General features: G+C 48.4%; 16 protein-coding genes. 11 read left to right on the forward strand and 5 right to left on the reverse strand.

From position 1 onward, the window contains the following. Nucleotides 1-317: 317 nt before the first annotated feature. From VIS94_02080 to VIS94_02100, 5 genes are all read right to left on the reverse strand, one after another. On the reverse strand, nucleotides 318-1,622 hold the full coding sequence (locus tag VIS94_02080; protein HEY9159863.1) for a serpin family protein: 1,305 nt from the start codon (nucleotides 1,620-1,622) through the stop codon (nucleotides 318-320). 75 nt (nucleotides 1,623-1,697) lie between these two features. Next, the gene (locus VIS94_02085) at nucleotides 1,698-2,522 is read right to left on the reverse strand and encodes a hypothetical protein (GenBank protein ID HEY9159864.1); all 825 of its coding nucleotides are present in this window, start codon (nucleotides 2,520-2,522) and stop codon (nucleotides 1,698-1,700) included. A 14-nt stretch (nucleotides 2,523-2,536) separates the two neighbouring features. Continuing rightward, nucleotides 2,537-3,364 (reverse strand): TIGR02147 family protein, encoded by an 828-nt coding sequence (locus tag VIS94_02090; protein HEY9159865.1) that lies wholly within the window; start codon nucleotides 3,362-3,364, stop codon nucleotides 2,537-2,539. A gap of 634 nt (nucleotides 3,365-3,998) precedes the next feature. Continuing rightward, a complete protein-coding gene (locus tag VIS94_02095; protein HEY9159866.1) occupies nucleotides 3,999-4,790 on the reverse strand; it encodes a CoA-transferase in 792 nt (263 codons plus the stop codon). A 15-nt stretch (nucleotides 4,791-4,805) separates the two neighbouring features. Next, nucleotides 4,806-5,897, reverse strand: a complete 1,092-nt coding sequence (locus tag VIS94_02100; GenBank protein HEY9159867.1) for a CoA-transferase — start codon at nucleotides 5,895-5,897, stop codon at nucleotides 4,806-4,808. A 302-nt stretch (nucleotides 5,898-6,199) separates the two neighbouring features. On the opposite strand from VIS94_02100, the gene VIS94_02105 reads away from it, so the two are divergent. The 11 genes from VIS94_02105 to VIS94_02155 all read left to right on the forward strand — a co-directional run bounded on the left by VIS94_02105 (nucleotide 6,200) and on the right by VIS94_02155 (nucleotide 21,692). Further along, nucleotides 6,200-7,834 carry a sulfatase-like hydrolase/transferase gene (locus VIS94_02105; GenBank protein ID HEY9159868.1) on the forward strand — a complete coding sequence of 545 codons (1,635 nt, stop codon included), beginning with the start codon at nucleotides 6,200-6,202 and terminating at the stop codon, nucleotides 7,832-7,834. Between the two features lie 131 nt (nucleotides 7,835-7,965). Continuing rightward, nucleotides 7,966-8,742 (forward strand): 5'/3'-nucleotidase SurE, encoded by a 777-nt coding sequence (gene surE / locus VIS94_02110; protein HEY9159869.1) that lies wholly within the window; start codon nucleotides 7,966-7,968, stop codon nucleotides 8,740-8,742. After that, nucleotides 8,726-9,442: a ribonuclease III gene (gene rnc, locus VIS94_02115; protein ID HEY9159870.1), complete on the forward strand. Its 717-nt coding sequence runs from the start codon at nucleotides 8,726-8,728 to the stop codon at nucleotides 9,440-9,442. Before surE ends, rnc begins: the two co-directional genes overlap by 17 nt. 8 nt (nucleotides 9,443-9,450) lie before the next feature. Further along, entirely contained in the window at nucleotides 9,451-10,503 is a 1,053-nt protein-coding gene (locus VIS94_02120; GenBank protein HEY9159871.1) for a radical SAM protein, read from the forward strand. Then, entirely contained in the window at nucleotides 10,500-12,926 is a 2,427-nt protein-coding gene (locus VIS94_02125; GenBank protein ID HEY9159872.1) for an HDOD domain-containing protein, read from the forward strand. Before VIS94_02120 ends, VIS94_02125 begins: the two co-directional genes overlap by 4 nt. Nucleotides 12,927-12,932: 6 nt before the next feature. After that, complete coding sequence (locus tag VIS94_02130; protein HEY9159873.1) at nucleotides 12,933-15,629, forward strand: PAS domain S-box protein; 2,697 nt, start codon at nucleotides 12,933-12,935, stop codon at nucleotides 15,627-15,629. After that, nucleotides 15,619-16,512 (forward strand): GTPase Era, encoded by an 894-nt coding sequence (gene era / locus VIS94_02135; protein ID HEY9159874.1) that lies wholly within the window; start codon nucleotides 15,619-15,621, stop codon nucleotides 16,510-16,512. Before VIS94_02130 ends, era begins: the two co-directional genes overlap by 11 nt. Beyond that, nucleotides 16,512-17,825: a ribosome biogenesis GTPase Der gene (gene der / locus VIS94_02140; protein HEY9159875.1), complete on the forward strand. Its 1,314-nt coding sequence runs from the start codon at nucleotides 16,512-16,514 to the stop codon at nucleotides 17,823-17,825. The genes era and der overlap by 1 nt, the downstream gene beginning before the upstream one ends. A 64-nt stretch (nucleotides 17,826-17,889) precedes the next feature. After that, nucleotides 17,890-19,812, forward strand: a complete 1,923-nt coding sequence (locus VIS94_02145) for an endonuclease/exonuclease/phosphatase family protein (GenBank protein HEY9159876.1) — start codon at nucleotides 17,890-17,892, stop codon at nucleotides 19,810-19,812. 6 nt (nucleotides 19,813-19,818) lie between these two features. Further along, nucleotides 19,819-20,502: an HAD-IB family hydrolase gene (locus VIS94_02150; protein ID HEY9159877.1), complete on the forward strand. Its 684-nt coding sequence runs from the start codon at nucleotides 19,819-19,821 to the stop codon at nucleotides 20,500-20,502. Between the two features lie 53 nt (nucleotides 20,503-20,555). After that, entirely contained in the window at nucleotides 20,556-21,692 is a 1,137-nt protein-coding gene (locus VIS94_02155) for a BamA/TamA family outer membrane protein (protein ID HEY9159878.1), read from the forward strand. Nucleotides 21,693-21,734 lie beyond the last annotated feature (42 nt).

Here is a 21,734-nt window from a genome sequence, read left to right on the forward strand (position 1 = left end):
CTTATGGTGTCGGTAGGCACATCACCGTGGAACTGAAAATCCCATCCCGCTTCAACCCATACGCTGGCGCCAAGTGTCGCCTTGGCATCGCCGACATTGAAGTCAACCCCTGCAAAAACCGGCGTGGCAAACAGCATTATCACCGCCGCTATAATGAATAACCCCTTCTTCATGACACTCCTCCTTGGAATAATTGTTTTAAAATATAATATCGGCAAACAGATGTTATGAACTTTATGGAAATTGATTCGATTAGAATAATCTAAGATTGATGCAGTGTTGCAGGCGGCGGATGTTCCACCGCCTGCAATGCGCGGTTATAAAGGTTTTGAAACCCTTCCCATGAACAGAATGGAATGAGTCTTGATATCCCTGATGATGAATATAAAGGGCCTGTTTACATATATCTCGTCGGGCATGCTTTCCACGCCTGCATTAATGACGGTTACTGCTGCTGCCTTGGTGCCCCTCTCGTTAACATCGATAAAGGCCTTATGGATTATATCGTTGATCTTCAGTTGCCTGATTCCGGTTATCCCTGAGAAATCCGCAAATTCAGTGAACGGTTCAGGCATTCCCATTGAGGCAAGTATTTTTTTGAGGTCAATTGAACCGCTGGAAAATTTGAATCTGGGCAGAGAAAGGGCGACTCTATCCGGATTCAGACTATCAACTATCCGGTCGATAATCCCTGTCGAAAGGTTCATTTCGAATTCGGACATGCCTGATGCTTTGGGCATTATGACTAGCATGGACAGCTCCTTTCCGTCATAAGGCAGTTCGATTGCAGTGTAATCATCACCGATAAAACAAGGGAAGGTTTCCTGCTGACGCATCATGTCCACCTTGACAGGAGGTGCGCCTTCGGGAAAGAAATATCTTTTATCAGTAAGGGATTCGTTGAATATCTTGTCCCAGGCTGCATTGAAATAGATCGTATTGACAAGAGCAAGTCTGATGTCTTCAAGACTGTTCCTGTCGATAACATTCTTTATCAATCCCGCTGTTTTGTCCTCAATCCACCTGTTTATGGCCAGTGCGCTCTCATCCGGTTCATTTTCAAAATCAAGTAAGCCGACACCCGTTCCGTAATAAAGCGCAAGTTTATCCAGGTACTGCTCAAGGACAGAAAATCCATTCTGCATGAAGAGCTGATTTGCGATACGGAGGCTGAATCCTTCACCATCCTGGCCTTTTGCTTCCCTGCCGCGGCTTGCAAGCGCAAGATCAAGCGAGTTGAACACAGGGTGCAGTTCATCCTGGGGTATGGGGAAATTGAAAACACTTGAGATTTCTTTCTCGGTATTGCCGACAGCGCCAGCATAGAGCATGGCCATTGCAAGGGATATGCTGTAGGGCGAAAATACGAGATTGCCCTCGGTGTCTGAAATTTTTTTATAGAGTCTAATTGCAAAATCGTTGTTTCTTTCGGAAAGCCCGGCCATTTCTTCGAGGCTTGCCAGGGGCGCAGCCCTTTCAAGGGATGATTTCTCCGACTTGAAATAATCGCTATTTTCCGCGCTGCTGTCTGAATATGTCGATTTGCTGCAGCCTGATAACCCAATAAATATTATCAGATACAGTATTGATAGAAAACTTATCTTTAGCTTTAATCCGGACATGGTAATCCCCCCTTATCAATTTATCTTATTTATTAAAATCCCTGAGGGAAAACCCTCAGGGATACGTGTGACGAATCAATAAGTCCTGTAGAGATTGATCGCCTTCCGGGCAATACCCCACCATTCGGGTTTTTCGGATGTTTCGTAAGGATTGTAGTAGCCCAGAAATGTGATGCCTTTGTCGTCTGCCGAGAAAAGCCAGTATTGGTTTATCGTGCAGCCGGAGGGGCAGTCTCCATCGCCTTTACGGAAAAGGTAATATCTTGTGTGATCATCAAGGTCTCCGGAGATTATACCACCATCGTAATCCGGGATATAAGGATATATGTTGGAGCAGTCGCCTATGTAGTAGTCGGGTTCGGCATATTTGACACCTGCAAGGGTTTCGTATTGCCCTGCAATGTATTTTGGATGAACCTTCCGGGCAGAGAACTCCAGAAAAGCCATACCATAGCCTATCGATGAGAGATTTGTTTTCTCAAGGCTGAACCTCTGATTGAGCCCGTCCCATTCATTATAGAGGCCTGCTGCAACGAGTTTGGCGGTGGCGTCATCGAATCCCACGATGATACTGCCGGGTGCCCAGGGCGGGAGGAATGTTATGCTGGTATCGGGTTCAGCATCTTTACCGGCTTCTTCGGTATATGAGCCGGACCTGATTGAAGTTATGTCATTTTCAAAGATTTCTGTAAGCTCACGTGGGGGATAGGTCTGGCCTGATACACACAGGGACATAAGCTCGAATTCTGATGCGGTACTGACTTCTTCGGGTTGCTGGATATCGATCACGGGGTTTCCGGTTTCCGTGGCGCCGGCGCATCCCAGGAGCATAAATGCCGTGGACAAGGATATCAAGGCCGCCGATATTAATGACAACACCCTTTTATTCCTGCAATCCATAATGCTCTCCCCCCCTAAATCTTTGATGTTAGCGGAAACAGCTGCAAGTTAAGCTGATACACCTGGTCGCAGTCTTTGTCCTCGCAGTACATTTTCATGATTTCCCTTCTAATGCGCGCCAGGTGCTCCTTCAATTCCTTTACCCTTTCTGAACGGATACTCATGGTTAATGACGTGACGTCCCTTGTTTCAGGTTTGTGCCTTTCTATTGATTCTGTTGCAAGCCGGAGCATTTCTTTGTGGAAATTTGCAACGGTCAATGACTGGACCTCCGGGCCGGTTGTGATGAGACCGTCTTTCTGTCTGTAGCAGCCGTTTTCGTCCTTAGTTATCAGATCCAGTTCTTCAAGCGCCTTAAGCGCCTTTAATGCTTCCTTCGGGGTAATTTCAGGGGTGAGAGCTGATGAAATGCTCTCGGCATCCCATTTCAACTTCCCGAGTGAGACGAGTTCCCTTATGGCGGGGTAGAACCACTTCGAAAAATATTCATACTTGGCCTTATCCAGTTTACGAACCGATGAATCGCTTTTAAGAGATACGATCTTTCTGTAATAATGGTTTCTGTCCTCAAGCGTTTTCGACTGGTTCAGCCATACGAGGTTTTCGAAGTATTCCCTTTCGGTTTTCTTGAGGTCGAAACCCTTGCAGATTTTTGCCGCGCTTTCCTGTGTCAGATTCCTGCTGCCGGAAATGACGAGCTGCAGGAAGTTGGGCGAATTTATTCCGGCCCTGCGCGAAAAGCAACGATAAGAAAAATACCTGTCGGTCTTTTTCTTGTAAATGAACATGTCTTTCAGAAATGCCCTGTAGTCCATGTAATCATTTAAAACCGGTTGATTCATAAAATGCCCCTGATTGAACGCTTATCAGATTTAATAAAGGGATAATAAATGAAACATTTGCGGTATGCAAGACTTAAATTATTAAAAGTGAATACAGAAAGAAACATATAAAAAAGCTAATAATGTTATAAAAAGGCTATATAAGCTTATTTAGTGAATACATAATACAAATAAATATATGAAATAAGATAATAATAGAATACATATGAATCTTATACAATAATACCGCAGAAATAGTTTTGCAGGTGATGATTTATGGTGATTAATAACTTAACGGGAATATGGCCTTGTTTGTTAAAATTGCACTTGGAAGGTATTTTGCCTCTCTGGCAAGAGTTTGCAAGGTTCTATGCAGTGAGCCGGGTATCTCATATTTTAAGCTGTATGAGCGCCAGACTTCTTCGGTATTGAAGTAATTTAAACATGCAGGCATGAACACGAGAACATGGCATGATCCGGGATATGAAAAATATCCGAATTCATCGAGCAGCATGAAACTGTCAGGACGTTCTGTAGTCTTTATCCCGAGGTCAGTGTTTTACAATGTGATAGAGATCCTCGCCATGCTAAACCTGCAAGAACAGACACCTATAAATACAACCATCAATGAACGGCCTTGAAAAAGGCTGAAATATCAGGCTGCCGGTAGAGTTGTGAAGACGCCTCTAGGATCGACCTCTGTTCTCAGTATGTGCAGCACTTCCGGTGTTATCATCTCTGTCAGCGGGATTTCACCCTCGGGTTTGAGCAATTCGAATCCCGTTGTCTGCTGGGCGATATCGAACGGGATGCCGGGGTGGAGAGATTTCACACGCATGCGCTTAGATTTTTCTTCGAAATCGTAAACACCCCATTGGGTGATCACTGCAATCGGGCCGTTGCCGTAAAGGCCTGCCTCCCTCCTGGAATTGCCTCCTGTGAGGTGGCCTACCGAGGTTACAAAATCGACCCTTTCCGGGAATTTGTCCGGTGTCTGAAGTCCAACGAGCACCATGTTTTCAGCCAGCGAAGCCAGGTCGTTGTTGCCGCCCGAGCCGGTCATTCTGACTTTGGGGTGATGAAAATCCTCCCCGATCAGGTGCGTATTGACGTTTCCGTACATATCCACCTGAGCGAAACCCAGAAATGCTATGTCGATATATCCGTTTGCGCACTGGGCGAAAGAGTATGCCATTTCCATAAGCGTTGGTGATTTGCGCCATGTGAGAGGGCAGCCGACAGACCAGGGAAGGTCTCCCATAATCGGGTCCTGTCCGCCTGATTCATATACCATCGTTATATTCGGGGCGTGTGTCTTCTTGGCCAGTATTCCGGCCACCATCGGCAGCCCTGTTCCGACATACACGACCTTATGGTCTTTAATCTGTTTTGTAAGGATGTATGCAAGCATCTCCAGAGGGTTTGCGGGTGCATTAAGGTCTCTCATATCTGTCTCCTTGTCCTAATAATAAAGGTCTGTATCATGTGTAAGCGTATATTCCTGATATGAAAAATCGATGTCTTCATTATCGCCTTCGGCGGCCTTTGTCTGGCGTCGCGCCTCTGCGATCCATTTCGCTCCACCTAGTTTGTTCACGAAGTCGAACTGGTCGTTGCACGAGAAGACCCATTTATCGAGAAATTCTTTCAGGTTGTCATAGCTGAGGCATCCATAGCGCAGGAATTTTTCCCACCACTGCCTCGACCAGTAGTAGTAGCCGGGCATGTTTCCGGGAACCGCCCCGAAGGGCATCTCGACGACTGCATCGACATAGAAGAACGGGATTATCGCGCCCTGTCTGTTGTATCTGATATCCGACTCAGGGACGATTTCTTCAGCGGTTATGATAAGCTTGCGGGCCGATGCGGCAATTGCCAGATCGTTGACCTGAGGACCATAAATGTATGCATTCCCGTATTTGTCGGCAACATGGCAGTGGATGATTGAAACGTCCGGGAAGAGCGCCGGGATAAACACCGCCGGATCATTGTCTTCTCTCATGGGGTTCTGGACTACCTTCAGGTAGGGATTGTATTTCATTATGTCGGAAGCGAGCATCTGTTTGCTTAGTACGCCCGGCACGCCCAGCTGTGCGGCCTTGAACCCGAGTGCCACGCCCCCGTGGCTCCACTCTGAAAGTATTTTTATGCGGCCGTCCTTGAGCAGCCGGTCATAGTTTTTGTCTATTCCCCTCATCTCCGCTCCGAGGTACGAATTGTGGGAATAGCTCACGTTGCCTGTATAAATCATGTAGCTCTGGTTGGTATTCGGTGCCCCTATCATCTGGATGTTCTTTTTGCCCTGCCGCATTATCTCAAAATAGGCCTGATGAGGTGTCCTTACATAGGCGAATCCGGAGTCTGTAAGAATATCGCCATCGCTTACATACTTGGCAATGGCATCCTTCAGTGTCATGCGCTTGTCCGCCTTGTCGCGTTTCTTTGCAAGGTGTGCGGCGCGTGCGGATTCATAATCCACCAGCCTGTCCAGCACCTTTGTATCACTGATTTTCAGGTTTGTCAGCGCTTCCTGGTCATATTGATATTTTGCCATAAGAAATTCCTCCGTGATAAATGTCTTGCCAGATAATGCTACTTTTCGAGCTAAAAGACAAAATACTTTATATTATCATTGAGGTCAATAAAATGATTAATAAAAATAGATAGTTGTATGCTTGTAAGTTGATAATATTATATTCAGTCGAGAATAAAAACCCGTATCGTTAACAGCTTGCTGTTGTCAATATCCGGCAATTATCAGTTGAATATTGATGTCTTATGCTGCATTAATCCTGTATGACCACGGGTTTTGAACCTTAAATCACTGGATAAGAGATTTTTTCAGGAGGTGGGCATATGCAGGAAAAGCCGATAAGCAGGCGCAGCTTTTTGAAATGGGGCGGCGTTTCAGCGATGGGCATAGCCGGCGCAGACATTGCGGGATGCGGCAGAAAATCTGATTACGCCCTTGATATTGATCCCTCCATCTATGACGCGCCAGAGGCGGGAATGCCTGTAGAAGGCCTCATTAAAAAAGCAGGTGATTATAAAGGAAAACGACCCAACATCATCGTTATCCTGTGCGACGACCTGGGCTATGGAGATATCGGATGCTATGGCAGCGTTGCCATAAAGACGCCCAATCTTGACAGGATGGCCAGTGAGGGCATGAAATTCACCGATGCCTATGCCAGTAATGCATTATGTTCACCGTCCCGGGCCGGACTTCTGACCGGCAGGTATCCGCACCGTACAGGCGTAACATTCCCTGTCGACCTTCATGTGCCGTTTCTCAAATCGCTCGGCATGTCCATAGGCCGATTTTTTTTCTTTGACATGTTCGTGCATCTTGGAGCCATTGACGGGGTAGGAGCGAAAAGCATAGTGCAGGGCCTGCCGCTTTCTGAGATTACCATTGCATCTGCGCTGAAGGTTGCAGGATATAAAACGGCGGCAATCGGCAAATGGCATCTCGGCGACTTTACAAAGGTGCCTAAATACCATCCGTACAGACATGGTTTCGACTACTTCGCCGGCTTTGCGGGCGTCAACGACGACCCGCCTGAGTACCCGTTCTGGCGGGGTGAAAATGAGATAGTGCACAATATAGGCCTGGCTCAGGAGCCCTATACCGGGATTCTAACTCAGGAGGCTGTGAATTTCATTGAGCGTTCAAAGCATGAACCTTTCTTCCTTTACTTTGCTCACAAGGATCCTCACCAGCCCAATGTCCCTTCTAGCCGCTTCAGGAACTCATCCGAGGGCGGACGCTACGGGGACACTGTGCAGGAGATTGACTGGAGCGTTGGCGAGGTCCTCAAGTGCCTCGAGAGGAACAATCTGAAAGATAATTCGATGATCATCTTCACCAGCGACAACGGGGCCTTTTTCAACGGCAGCAACGGAATGCTGCGCGGCGGCAAGGGTCAGAGCTACGAGGGCGGATTCCGCGTGCCTATGATCGCGTACTGGCCCGGCCACATACCTTCAGGAGGCATATGCAGAGAGCCGGTCATGAACATCGATTTTTTCCCGACATTCCTTTCACTCGCCGGGTTAACCCCGCCTCAGGACAGGATCATCGACGGAAAGGACATCACAGGTTTGCTCGAAGGTAAGGCTGCAAAGTCTCCGCATGATGCCCTGTTCTTCTTCCACCACAACGAAGTCGAAGGTGTGAGACAGGGCGACTGGAAATATTTCCGTCGAATCAACCATGCTGTTTATCCTATATATGCAGACAAGGACAACACTGTACTTGGAACGCTGGTAAGCAGGTTCTTCAACTACACGGACAGGGATTCAGAGGGCAGGATGCAGACGGTGCCGTTTCTCGGGAGATGGCCGCTGCTTTACAACATGAAGTCTGACCCGGGTGAGAGGTACAATGTGATTGACAAATATCCTGAAGTCGGGCGCAGGATGCTAGGCCTGATGACTAGGTGGGAGCAATCGTTCGTACAGAATCCCAGAGGCTGGATCACGAAATAGTAAAGTGCGGTATTTTCAGAAATCATTGAATTGCTTCGGCACATCAGAAGCGTGTTGTCCTCATGCATTAAGGATAACAAGTCCTACAAATCACTTGCACGAAGGATTTACAAAAGGCTAAAATCAGAACCATGAAATTCCTTCTCACTAACGACGACGGCATATATGCGCAGGGGCTTGCCGCTATAAAGCAGGAGCTTGAAAGGATTGGCGAGGTCACTGTTATCGCACCTGTAACGGAGCAGTCCGCCGTAGGTCATGCGATAACCATCTCGGACCCTCTCAAGGTGATACCCATTTACCGCTCCGGCGGATTCTACGGCTGGGGCATTACCGGCTCGCCTGCCGATTGTGTAAAACTGGGTGTTTCATGCATAATGAAGGTTCCGCCTGACGTCATTGTATCCGGCATAAACCGCGGCGAGAATGTAGGCATAAATGTCCTTTACTCCGGCACCGTATCCGCAGCCACCGAGGCGCTTATCCTTGGATTCAAGGGGATGGCTGTTTCAGTCGACAATTATTTTCATCCGGATTATTCGGCTGCGAGCATTTTCGGTGCAAGACTTGCCAGAAGGCTTGCGGCGATAAACGGGCCCATGCCTTATGCCCTGAACGTGAACTGCCCTTCGGCATCTCTCGGGGATATAAAAGGGGTAAAAATCACCAGGCAGGGCAATTCGAGGATTGTAGACAACTTTGTCGAACGGACAGACCCTCGCGGAACAAAATATTACTGGCAGGCAGGCATCACAAGAATCATGGACGAGACGCAGGATACCGATGCCGTATGCCTCAAGAACAGGATGATATCAGTGACCCCAATCAATTTCAGGCTCGGATACAATGAAGGCATAAATTTCGAAGACAAGGACCTTGAAGGGATACTCAATGAGTCAGTCGTTTGAAACAAGGCTCGGATATGTTTTTAAAGACAAGTCGCTGCTCAGTGAAGCGCTTACTCATTCAACTTATGCAAACGAGCATAAATCCCCTGAAATCCGCGACAATCAGAGGCTGGAGTTCCTTGGTGACGCGGTCGTAAACGCCACAATAGCAAGAAAGGTATTCCTTGCATTTCCTGATGCCAATGAAGGGGGGCTTACCAAATTGAGGGCTGAGCTTATCAACGAGGCTGCACTAGTCAAGGTGGCGAAACACATCAGGCTTGGTGAAGAGCTTTATCTGGGAAAAGGGGAGGAGCATGACAGTGGCAGCAGCAAGCCGTCCATACTTGCCGATGCATACGAGGCCGTTATAGGCGCCATATTCCTTGACGGTTCCTTTGATGAGGCAAGCTCGGTCGTTGAGGCGCATTTCAAAGATGTAATCGGGAAAATTGAGGAAATCGGCATTACCGACTACAAGAGCACCCTGCTTGAATACTGCCAGTCGAAAATGAAGAAGATCCCGGAAATGGCAGTTGAAGACGAGTCAGGTCCTGAGCATGACAAGGTGTTTACCATAAGCGTGAGAATCGACGGACAGGTTATAGGCCGCGGTACCGGCAGAACCAAGAAACAGGCATCACAGCAGGCATGCAGAGAGGCTTTGAAATCTTTCGATAATCCGGGGAATAATATCTCATTATCGGATGAGATATCCTGACATGCCGGATGCCGAAAACTGAACCTGTAGTCATTCCCGTATATGTCTCGAACCTGGGATGTCCGTACAGGTGTGTCTTTTGTGATCAGACACAGTATTCAAAGCCGATCCCGCCTGAAGACATAAAGGATTATGCGATCAGTTTCATAAACGGCTGCAGGGAACCGCAGGAAAGACTGCGCATTCTGGCATTTTACGGCGGGTCGTTCACCGGAATAGAAGAAAGACTTTTCAATTCCTATCTTGATGCGGGCGAAAGGCTTGTAAAAGAGGGGGTTGTTCACGGTCTCAAGGCTTCGACCAGGCCTGATATGGTCAATGAAGAAATTATCCTCAAACTTAAAGATGCCGGTTTTTTCGAGCTTGAAATCGGTGCGCAGTCAATGGATGACCGTGTGCTTTCCGCTTCAAAGAGAGGTCATAAAGCAGAAGATACGAGAAAAGCGGCAGGTCTGATCAAGACTTCAGGACTTAAGCTTGGGATACAGATAATGCCGGGGTTGCCCGGAGAGGATAAAGAGAGTTTTATCAGAACTGTAAATGCGTTATGCGAAATGAAACCGGATACGGCCCGTATTTACCCCACGGTTGTTGTCAAGGGCACAAGGCTTGAATCCATGTATGAAGAAGGCATTTTCCATCCCCTTGCACTCGAAGATGCTGTCAGGATGACCCTTTATGCGTATATCCGGCTGAAGGCCGCGGGTGCCCGGATACTGCGTACCGGTGTTCCTCTGGAAGGACTCAATGTGGCTGCAGGGCCCGCTCATCCCTCATTCGGTTTTCTTGTGAAGTCGTATGCATATAAACTGATGGTACAAAAGGCATTGGAAAGGCTTAATAAGACGATATCATCGGGAGCAGAAGCGGAAGATAGGGCGATGGTTTACGCCAACCCCCATGATCTGCAGGAACTTATAGGATACAAACGGGAGAATATGACTGGTATTGGCTTCGGTTATGCCGTCGATGATTCGCTTGCAAGAGGGCAAATTTTTATCCGCTCAGGCAAAGAAAGTGCTTGTTTCAGCTTCGATGATATACTAAATCATATCATATGATTACAGATGCATTTGATACCCGTTCGCTGCCGGTTCTTCCGGAACTTGCTGATCATGTTTTGAGAATGGCGCTGGAAGACGATGTGTCTGTTGCAAAGCTTTCGGGAATAATCGAAAAAGACCAGTCGCTTACAGCACGCATACTCTCAATGGCCAATTCCAGCCATTACAAACGTTCGCGTACTATCTACACCGTAAGGGACGCGATAGTGATAATGGGTCTCGAACAGGTCAAAACCATTGCCCTGGGCATGTGTGTGCTTGAGATGTTTCCGGCAGTTTCGGGTTCGGTTCTTGATTACAAGGAATTCTGGAGGCACAGCCTTTCCTGCGGACTTTTTGCCAGGGCTATCATGGAAGTCTCGGATTCAAGGCTTTCGACAAAAGCGTTTTATACCGGGCTGCTGCATGACATAGGAAAGATGATACTTGATCAGACCGACCATGAACGCTATGCGGCGGTTCTTGAAAAGGCGGCCGAAGGAATATATTCCCTGATCGAGATTGAAAGGGAAATGCTCGGCACCACACACTGTGATGTGGCGAGAAAGGCGCTTGAAAGCTGGAAGCTTCCTTCAATATACGTCGAGAGCATATGGTGCCACCATGCGCCGGTAATGGTTATAGATGACGACCAGTATAAATTATCTGGTGTCGTCCATGTGGCAAACATTCTTTCACACCAGAATTATATAGGCGCATCTGGCAACAGCTTTCCATCGAGGATTACTAACCCTCTTCTGAAAAGGTTTCAGCTCAATGCCGACATGCTTGACGATATCATGCTCACAGTACCTTCAGAGGTTGAAACGATCTGCAGTGAACTGGGTCTGGGAAAGCCGAGAGAGGGGCTTTTCAGACTTGTAAACAAGGCCAGCATGAGGCTTTCGGATGTTTCGCTGTCTCTTCAGCAGAGGACATTGAAGGCTGAAAAGGCCCTCAGGCGCTCAGACATACTCATAGACCTGATAAAAGGCCTGAACCGCTCGACTAAAATATCCGAAGTGCTGGAAACGACAGCTGGAGTTCTGAGCAGTTCAGGATTTATAAAAGGATTCCTGGGCGGCATCAGGACATCATCCATGAACCTCGTATTCGAGATGAAGCCCGGCGAAGAACCCAGGTTTATACGCATAGGAGATGAGGAGCTGAAAGGCATCGTCATCTCCGCCGACTACCCTATCGGCATGAGCCTTGCATCAGGCGCCTTCATGTATGTAAAGCCGGTTGACGAGGAGACAGGCGATGACAACAGGCTTATATCCACACTGGTTGAGGCCATGTCCGAGGCGCTTAAACGCATAATGAATGAAAATTCCCGTTCGGAACAGTCAGAGCACCTGAGAAACGCACTTTCCAACGTGTCGGCCGAGAGGCAGAAGGCTCTGGACATGCTGAGTCTTAACAGGGAGCTTCTGGATTCATCCCCGTTCGGACTTTGCCTTCTTGATGATGCGGGCGCCGTAAGCGCGGAAAACGAGATATCGACTGAGATAAGAAAGGCGCTCGGAATAAGCGGACCCTCGATCCTTGAAATGCTGGACAGGGAGACAACAAGGGAGGTGCGCGACGCATTGGTTTCAAGGCAGGAGTCAGACAGCGTAATCCGTTCCGGGAACAAATCGATAAGGATAATAACGCGTCCGTTAAGCGTTAACTCCCTGTCGCTTCTCCTCATGTGGGACATTACGAAAGAGCTCGAGCAGCAGAGAAGGCTGGCGGCGTATGCCAAGATGAGCACGATAGGCAATCTGGCTGCATCCATGGCTCACAACATGAAAAGCCCGCTGGGAGCGATTCAGGGATTTGCCAACATAATTAAGGAAGACGTAAGGTCGCAAAGTGTGAAAATCCTGCGCGACGGCAAGGAAGACCAGGATTTCATGGCCATTATCGAGAGCATAATTTCTGCAACGGAGAGTGTTCTTAAAATCATAAACCAGCTTCTGGGGCTCACCAGAAAATGGGAAGGCTCTGCGCAGAAAACCGATATGAAGGCGTTTGCGGCTGAAACTATCGAGATGGTCAAACCTCTCGCGGATGCATCCAAGGTAAAGCTCAGCACGGATGTAAGCGCCAGACATGGCCAGATACGAACCAATGCAGTCCAGCAGGTGGTTGCAAACAGCATTATAAATGCCGTTACCGCCTCATCCCCCGGACAGGAGGTCGTTCTGGGGATAGCTAAAGAAGGTGGCCGGTTAGTGTTCAAGATAATCGATAAGGGTATAGGCATTGAAGAAGAGCAGATATCGAAGATATTCGAACCTCTCTACTCGGCCTGGCCGAGCAGGACAGGCATGGGCCTGGGGCTGTCGCTGGCCAGGGATATCATAGAGACGATGGGCGGGGATATTTCGGTAAAGTCATCTCCAGGTGCAGGCTCGACCTTTACCATAAGTATTCCGGAAGAAATCTCGTAGATCATCATGTCAAATAAGATCCTTATCGTAGAAGACGATTCTGTTTTCAGGAACTACCTCTTTATGGTGCTTAAGGGTGAGTATGACGTCACGGTTGCCGCAAATCCGATCCAGGCGCTTGATTTTCTGTCCCGCGAAATATTCGACCTTATCATAACCGACCTCAGAATGCCTGAAATGGACGGGCGTGAATTCGTGGAAAAGGTCCACTCGGAGATATTTCCCGGTCTTCCCGTGATTGTGGTAACTGCATTCGAAGACGACTGGCCTGAAGAGGAAGGCATATTGAGCCATACTTTCACGTTTCTTAGAAAAGGCGGATTTCTCCCGAGCGAACTCAAGTCTCTTGTAGAAAAGGCCATTGGCAAGCCTTTGGCGACCGAATCAGCACCGGCGGGTCTGACCGAGATACATTTCAGGGACGTTCTGGATAATCTCCCCGACGCGGTTATCGTAACTGACAAGAAATTAAAGCCGCTTTATGCGAACAGACGCTTCGGAACGTTCACCGGCCTAGTCATAAAGGACATGTCAGGCTCATTCCTCAATATTCTCAGCAGTGAAGCGAAACAGACGCTCTCGGAGGCTTTGAACAAATTAGCGGAAAACTGGCAGGCGGACCTGGTCCTTGAAATAAAATGCATCGACAGCAGTATGGTGAAGTATAATTTTACACTGAGATACATGAAAACCCAGGATGAGGATTTGCTGATATTTGCAGGCAATCCGGCTGCAGAGACTGTTGATGCTGAAATCAGAGATACCCATGAAAGGCTCCAGGGAATAATTAATGAGCTAGAAGAAGCCAGGGCGGAAAGCAAAGCCCTCAAGGCCGATTTCGACAGGATAGCCGCGGATTCCAGGGGAATTATACTATGGCTTGACGGTTCATTCGGCTGTATTTATATCAATCCTGATGCGGAGCGCATCCTTGGATATAAGCCTGATGAGCTCAAAGGCTCCGGGATACCCTGGAAAAGAATAATCCATCCGGATGATGTTCACATTATTTCTGACATACTTACAGCAACCGGGCAGGGGATAGGAAAACTTAACGGGGAGGCAAAGGCGTACAGCAGAACAGGCCTTCTCGTATATCTGGCGTGGAATGCTTCGATGAGCTACAGGCCTGACGGGTCCCTTGCAGGAGTCGATTTAGTTGCCGAGGATATAACCCAGAGGGTCATTGCGAAGAATGAACTGCTAAAAGCCGGCAAACGGCTTGAAGAAGCCCGCGAATCAATGCAGAACGCACCCGATGAAAGATGCAGGCTTATTGTCGAGGGTTCAAACAATGTAATATTCACTCTCGATGAGGATTCGAGGTTTCTTTATGTTAACAGGAAAGGCCTTACTGCACTTGGAGCCGTCGAAGATGACATAATATCCAGGCCTTTTCAGGAATTCATATCCGATCCCATATCAGTGACGCGCTTCGAGGCTGCAATAATCAAACTCAGTGAAGGCCAGGATCCGGGTCTTGTGAACATATCTGTAGACACAAGCCACGGCAGGAGTGTCTGGGGCATAAACATGTGGGCAATGGGATCTTCACAGACAAAGATTGAGTATGCGGGAATTGCCAGGGATATGACGAGCGAGGTATCGAATTATAAAAAACTCAAACTTCTGGCAAACATCGAGCAGTACAGTGCGGATGCAATAATAGGCTATGACCTTGAAAGGCGCATCATATCATGGAATCGCGGCGCATCGATGATGTTCGGTTGGTCCGAGGAAGAAATACTCGGAAACTATTCATTTACGACAATTGTCCCGGAGGAAAGGAAAAGGGAATCCGATGATCTCTTGAAAGAGGTCCTTGAAAAAGGATATGTCAGGGATCTTGAGACTATACGGAAGACAAAAACCGGCGAATTGCTTAACGTAACCCTTTCGATGACAACGTTGAGGGATGAGGTGGGCAAGGCATTCGGTTTTTCCGTTATCATGAAGGACATCACCAGGCAGAAGAAGATGGAGGCTGCACTGATCCAGTCTGAAAGGCTTGCCGCCATGGGTAAGCTTTCCGCCAGCATCGCGCATGAGATCAACAATCCTCTTTACGGCATAAAGAGCTGTCTTAAGCACGTCCTTAATGCTGATGAAACAAAAAAGATCGATTCGCAGTTTGTCAGGCTTGCGATCAAGGAAACAGACAGGATTGCCGAACTCATAAGGAATATGAAGACTTTTTACCAGCCTACCGATGAAGAGGTCTTCACGACGGACATAAACGAAATAATAAGGGAGATATTGACATTCAACAGGAAATATCTTGAGGAAAACAAGGTCAGGCTTGAGCTTGATCTTGCTGAATGCCCATATATCCTTGCAGTACCGGAGCAGATCAAGCAGGTTTTTATAAATCTCATGACCAATGCGGCCGAGGCAATGCCCGGGGGCGGAATTCTGAGAGTTTCAACCATGCCGGGAATTGACGCAAAGTCGGTAATCATAAGATTCGAGGACAACGGAGTAGGAATTGCAAAGGAGGATATCCCGAAGCTTTTCGATATGTTCTATTCAAAAAAGCCTCATGTGAAGGGAGTCGGTCTCGGTCTTTCGATAAGCTACGGTATTATCAAGAGACACGGGGGAACGATCGATGTAGAGAGCGATTCTTCAAAGGGTACAAGTTTTAAAATCGTCCTGCCGGTTAAACCCGGATGGGAAAGGCAGCTGAAGCTTGATCTCAAATAACGGTGGCGAAGTGTTCAGGTCGGGCTTTGTCGCCATAATAGGCAGGCCCAATGTCGGAAAGTCAACTTTCCTGAACAGGATCCTCGAAGAAAAGATATCCATAATAACGCCCAAACCTCAGACTACCCGGGACAGGATACTGGGTATCTATACAAGAGATGACCGCCAGATGATCTTTCTCGATACGCCCGGCATCCATATGTCGGATAAGGAGCTTAACAGGTGCATGATCGACAAGGCCCTCTCCGCGCTTTTCGATGCCGATCTGGCACTGGTAATGGCCGAACCCTCCGATACGGCGGAGTCTCTCGCGCCTGTTTTCGAGCATATAAAGGACTTTCGGAAGAAGGCCCTTTTCGCACTTAACAAATCCGACCTTCTGAGCGAGGAAATGGCGGAAAAAAAAATTGAATGGCTCAGTTCAGGCTGTGATTTTTTCCATAGGCAGGCGATATCATGTATTACCGGCGCCGGAATGGATGCTCTGATGGGTGAGATATTTGAAGCCCTTCCCGAAGGGCCGCCGTTCTTCCCGGATGATATTCTGACCGATTCAACAGAGCGGTTCCTGTGCGCCGAACTGGTCAGGGAGAAGGTGTTTCTGCTGACGCAGAAGGAGATACCGTATTCAACCGCGGTCGAGATAGAACAGTTCAAGGAAGGCGATATTATAAGGATATCAGCCGTGATTCATGTGGAACGTCCTTCACAGAAGGCTATCGTGATCGGCAGAGGCGGATCAATGCTTAAAAGAATAGGGACCGAGGCGAGGATCGATATGGAGCGCCTTCTGGGACAGAAGGTTTTCCTCGAACTGTTTGTAAGAGTTACCGAAGACTGGACGAAAAATCCGCGTGAGCTGAAAAGGCTCGGGTATAAATAATGCTGATAGCGATCGTAGGACGGCCCAATGTAGGCAAATCGACACTCTTCAACCAGCTTTTGCGCGATAACCGAGCGATTGTAGGGCCCGAACGCGGGATCACGCGGGACCGTATATACGGCAGATGGCATATCGACGAGGACCACACCGTCGATATCGTCGATACCGGCGGATACGATTCGGTTGCCGAGGGCTCAATAGGCATATCGATGCGCGAACAGACCCTTGTCGCAATAAAAGACGCTGACCTGATATTGTGCATTCTTGATGCCAGGGACGGGGTCACGCGGGATGACTACGAGCTTATCGAGATACTGAGAAACTCCAGATGCGAAGTGATCTATGCAGCTAACAAGGTGGATGATCCCAATGCAGACACTGGCATCGCACAGCTTTACGAGCTTGGACTTGACGGATTCATAGGCATATCGGCAAAGAACAGAAGGCTTGACGGACTCATCGATGAAATAAAAGCCAGACTTGACAAGTCCGAGACGCTTCTTCCCGATGAAAGGGACCATATCCGAGTAAGCATTCTGGGAAGGCCAAATGTAGGCAAGTCGGCGCTCCTGAACCGGATCACCGGCAGCGAGCGGTCAATTGTTTCGCCTGTTGCGGGAACCACAAGGGACTATATCGATACCTCGTTTGAAAAGGGCGGCAGGAAATATCTCTTTATAGATACGGCCGGGATCAGGCGTAAATCCAGGATCGATACCAAGCTTGAAAAAGTGAGCGTCATGCGTTCCATACACAATGTAGAGCGCTCTCATGTATGTCTGTGCCTGATGGATGCAACTGAACCGGTAACGGACCAGGACAGGCATCTGATGGGCATCGTGCAGGATCATGCCAGGGCCTGTGCCATTGTCATAAACAAGGCGGATCTTATTGATGAGGCAGGCAGAAAAACCGTGCGCAACAGGATTGATCTTTTTATGCGTTTTGCCGCCGATACGCCGGTAATCCTTCTTTCTGCGTTGACCGGGAAAAATGTGCCCGGACTTTTTCCATTGATAAATAATCTCTTCGATAAGACATCAAAAGAGATTCCAACTCCCCAATTGAACAGGTATCTTATTTCCATCGTCGAGAAGCATCAGCCGCCCGTATCAAAGAACCGCAGGATAAAGTTCTATTACATAACGCAGACTGGCACTATCCCGCCCAGGTTCAGGATCGTTACGAACAGGCCCGAGGATATTCCTGAAGCATATTCACGCTACCTTGTTAAGGCCCTGAAAACGGAATGCGGCCTTGACGGCATCCCAGTGAAAATTAAATATGCCTCACGCAGGAAAGAGGCTGAATAACATGTTGCGGGTGTTTCTCAAGAATTGATAAGTTTACAAGAAATTCAAGGAAAAAGGAGGGCAAATGATAAAAGCGCTATATATCGGCCGTGTGCTGCTTAACGCATTGATCCTTATTTTTTCCTTCCAGATGTTCCGCGTATTCATGCTGACGGTTATCTGGAACCTCAGCTATTACCTCCCGGGACCGTACAGCCTGGCGCTCTTTGCCCTGGCAGTCTTCGCCTGTGTCATGCTACTGCCGTTTATTGTGAGATTAGCCGGAACGAGGGGCATTATCGCCGTATCGGGATTCGGTATAGTAATTATGAGAATGGCCATGCAGTTCGCCAGCGAGCCGGTATATCTTCTGATCCTTTCAACAGCCGGGATTGTCATGTTCATGTGGTTTTTCACCGCATGGATACGTTCGGGTCTTGATTTTGACAGGCAATATCCGCCGGTCATGGCAACGGCTTTTCCCATAGCGATACTTATGGATGTATGCAGCCGCTCACTGCTCATGTCATATGACCTTGTCTGGAGGAAAAACACATGGGCCCTTATGACAATAGCAGGCGCATCACTTTTAATCCTGATCCTGCTCTGGCTTACAGCTGTTCGCGGTAAAAACTTCGGTGAAGAAGGTGAACCGGGTTTTCTGCGCTCCCTCCTGGTAACCGGAATAGGCCCCTGGCTTTATCTGGGCATGACCATTTACCAGAACCCGGCGGCTGCTGTCGGGCATGCAGGGATATCAGACATGCAAATGAATATAATCATATGCATTATAACCGCATTAGGCGCATTTTCCGGGACTTTTATCGCGCTTAGGCCGCAGAAATTAAGGTTTGCCATCGCATTCCCACTGTCTCTCATACTCATCCTTTCAACCTGGGGGATAGTCGAGTCAAAAGGTTCGGTGATTTACCTGATTTATGCTGGAGCGCTGGCAATGTGGATGCTGCCGGGGTTTATCCTTGCCGCCGGTCCGGAAAAAAAGCACGGTATATATGGAACCTCACTGGGAATGTTCCTTGGCTTTATCATCATGCTTGTCCTCATTTTCCTTCATTCAAACTCCGGAATATTCAGCATGACGATTGCCGCCTCGGTAATTATCTCAATCGTTGCTATAGCGGCTTCGCTTCTTCAGATCGAGACAGTAAGCTGGAAAAACGTCAAGGCCGGCCTTTCCATAGCTGGAATCTCCTGTATAGTAGCAATCGGTGCCCTTGACCTGATGATGCTCAAATCGAGTTCTCCCTCGACTTACTGGGTCTTCCCCGGCAACAATATACGGGTATTGACATACAACATTCATCAGGGGCTTGACGCCGATGGCGTTATGAATCTTGAAGGAATCATCGGTGAAATTAAGAAGCTGAACCCGGATATAGTCTGCCTGCAGGAGGTAAACAGGGCCCAGGTATCAAACGGGCTTGTTGACTGTCTGATGCCGGTAAGCCATGCCTTGGGAATGCCCTATGTCTTCGGCGCAAACAGTGACGACGGCCAGTACGGGAATGCAATCCTTACAAGGTATCCTGTAAGGGACTGGGACAATCTGAAGTTTTTCAACAACTCGACTGAAACAAGAGGAACTCTGCATGCCGTCATAAAGACAAGGCAGCCGAACGATATGGGCAGTGACCTGAATGTCTTTGTAACCCATCTTGATCATATCGCGGGACCTTCTAATGTGCGTGAAAAGCAGGCACGCGAGGTGATCGAATTCTTCTCGAAAAGGCCAAGGACAATCATTGCAGGCGATCTGAATGCTGAGCCGGACACAGCCGAGATGAAGCCTTTTTATGCAGAAGAGTTGAAGGATGCCCTGGAGCCCTTCGGGAAAAAATATGTGAAAACGTTCTGGGAGGGTTATGGCGAACGGGCAATGAAGCTTGATTATATATTCATATCGAAAGACCTTGTTGCTGTCGATGCCATAATTGACGATTCAAGGGCATCGGACCATAAGCCTGTGGCTATCGATATCAGGAGGTGACGGATAATGCCGGGGAAAAAGGCCGCATTCTTCGATTTCGACAAGACTCTTCTGGACTGCGAATCATCAAAGCTGCTGATCGACTGTATGAAAAAGAACAGGAGGCATTTTTTCTCCGAGAAGAGGGTTTCCGCTGTTTATATCATGAAACTCATTTTTTTTAACGAGCTTTACAAGCGGCATATCTATTCGGACGAGAAGATGGCCCTCCTGCTGATAAGCTTTTTCAAGGGCAGGAGGTTGTCCACTTACGAGGAGATAGCCCCGGGGTTTTACCGTGATTATATAAAGCCGCACCTCTCGCCAAATATTATGGAGAGGGTTCAATGGCACAGGAATGAGGGAGACCTTCTGGTGCTCATTTCAGCCGGGCTCAGATATATACTGGACATAGTGAAAACAGAACTCGGATTTGACCGGCTTTTATGCACCGACCTTGAAACGGGACCCGACGGCATCCTTACAGGAAGGGCTTCAGGGATGCTGTGCATAAATGAAAACAAGAAAATTCTATGCGAAAAGCTTGCAAGAGAAGAGGGCATAGATCTCAAAGCGTCAAGCGCCTATGGAAACCACCAGTCTGACATTCCGATGCTCAATACCGTTGGTCATGCATTTGTCGTGGAGCCTACCGGGCCACTGCTCAAGGTTGCGCGTGAAAAAGGCTGGCCTGTGCTGAACTTCAGATAATGAATATGATCCGGTTCAAGAACTCTCTATATCTGGGGGTGTTATGGTGCGTTATGAATCTGGTTATGACATCCGTGCTCTGGGCCGCAGGCCCGTACGAGCCGGAACCGGATAAAACCAGATCCCCTTCAAAGATATATTCGGCCGAAGACGGCTGGTTCGACATCAGCGGTTTCATCGATGAGGCCTATGGTTTTGCACCTGTCCTGATGCCTATCACTGAGCCTGCTGTCGGTTACGGGGCCGCAGGTGCCCTTGCTTTCATCGACAAGCCAAAAGAGGGCGACTCAGAGGCCGGTTTCGGCAGGCCAAATATCTCTGTCCTGGGCGGGCTGGGCACTGAGAACGGAACATGGGGCGCATTCGGCGGCGACATAAGGCAATGGCTTGACGATAGTCTCCAGACTCAGCTCATGCTGGTCTATGCTTCTGTAAATCTTGATTTCTATGGCATCGGGAAAAACGGCATTCTGCAGGCTCATCCGCTCAAATACAATCTAAAACCTGCAGGCGGAATGCTTAACGCAAGGTATAGACTGGGCAGTTCCCGTGTATGGGCAGGTGTAAGCTATACATTTGCAGAAACGCTTGTGTCATTCGACGACCCTCCCGATACCCCGTTCCTGCCCGATTTTGAGCGACATTCCCGTATAGGTGGGCTGACGCCATCACTCACTTTCGATTCGAGAGACAATATCTTCACACCGTTATCCGGAACATACATAGAGGGAACTGCCGGTCTTTACAGCCATGCCCTGGGCGGTGACAGTGAGTTTCAGCTGCTGAGCCTGGACGCCATTCAGTATGTGCCTCTTTACCGGACACTGACACTGGGTGTGCGGGGCGGTGCGACATTCAGTTTCAACGATGTGCCTTTTTATATGAAGCCTTATGTCGAACTGCGAGGCGCGGCGGCCATGAGATACCAGGGCGATGAAGCCGCGGAAATAGAGGCTGAGCTCAGATGGCAGCTGTGGAAAAGGTTCAGCCTTGTAGGTTTTGCCGGTACCGGTTCCGCATGGAACGACTTCGGTAAATTCAGCAAGAGCGACAATATCGTGACCGGAGGTGCGGGATTGCGCTATGAACTGGCCCGTAAATACGGGCTTCATATGGGCATTGACCTGGCATTCGGGCCGGATGATCCGGTCATCTACGTACAGTTCGGCAGCGCATGGCTGCGTCCTTGAAGCTATTCCGCCTCGGAATCAAATGGTGTTCCGGTTAAAGAA

The sequence above is a fragment of the Desulfomonilia bacterium genome (genome assembly GCA_036567785.1).
Lineage (GTDB): Bacteria > Desulfobacterota > Desulfomonilia > UBA1062 > UBA1062 > DATCTV01.

Coding starts and splice junctions, on each gene's coding strand:
- VIS94_02080 (HEY9159863.1), bottom strand. CDS start 1,622: ATGTCCGGATTAAAGCTAAAGATAAGTTTTCTATCAATACTGTATCTG.
- VIS94_02085 (HEY9159864.1), bottom strand. CDS start 2,522: ATGGATTGCAGGAATAAAAGGGTGTTGTCATTAATATCGGCGGCCTTG.
- VIS94_02090 (HEY9159865.1), bottom strand. CDS start 3,364: ATGAATCAACCGGTTTTAAATGATTACATGGACTACAGGGCATTTCTG.
- VIS94_02095 (HEY9159866.1), bottom strand. CDS start 4,790: ATGAGAGACCTTAATGCACCCGCAAACCCTCTGGAGATGCTTGCATAC.
- VIS94_02100 (HEY9159867.1), bottom strand. CDS start 5,897: ATGGCAAAATATCAATATGACCAGGAAGCGCTGACAAACCTGAAAATC.
- VIS94_02105 (HEY9159868.1), top strand. CDS start 6,200: ATGCAGGAAAAGCCGATAAGCAGGCGCAGCTTTTTGAAATGGGGCGGC.
- surE (HEY9159869.1), top strand. CDS start 7,966: ATGAAATTCCTTCTCACTAACGACGACGGCATATATGCGCAGGGGCTT.
- rnc (HEY9159870.1), top strand. CDS start 8,726: ATGAGTCAGTCGTTTGAAACAAGGCTCGGATATGTTTTTAAAGACAAG.
- VIS94_02120 (HEY9159871.1), top strand. CDS start 9,451: ATGCCGAAAACTGAACCTGTAGTCATTCCCGTATATGTCTCGAACCTG.
- VIS94_02125 (HEY9159872.1), top strand. CDS start 10,500: ATGATTACAGATGCATTTGATACCCGTTCGCTGCCGGTTCTTCCGGAA.
- VIS94_02130 (HEY9159873.1), top strand. CDS start 12,933: ATGTCAAATAAGATCCTTATCGTAGAAGACGATTCTGTTTTCAGGAAC.
- der (HEY9159875.1), top strand. CDS start 16,512: ATGCTGATAGCGATCGTAGGACGGCCCAATGTAGGCAAATCGACACTC.
- VIS94_02145 (HEY9159876.1), top strand. CDS start 17,890: ATGATAAAAGCGCTATATATCGGCCGTGTGCTGCTTAACGCATTGATC.
- VIS94_02150 (HEY9159877.1), top strand. CDS start 19,819: ATGCCGGGGAAAAAGGCCGCATTCTTCGATTTCGACAAGACTCTTCTG.
- VIS94_02155 (HEY9159878.1), top strand. CDS start 20,556: ATGAATCTGGTTATGACATCCGTGCTCTGGGCCGCAGGCCCGTACGAG.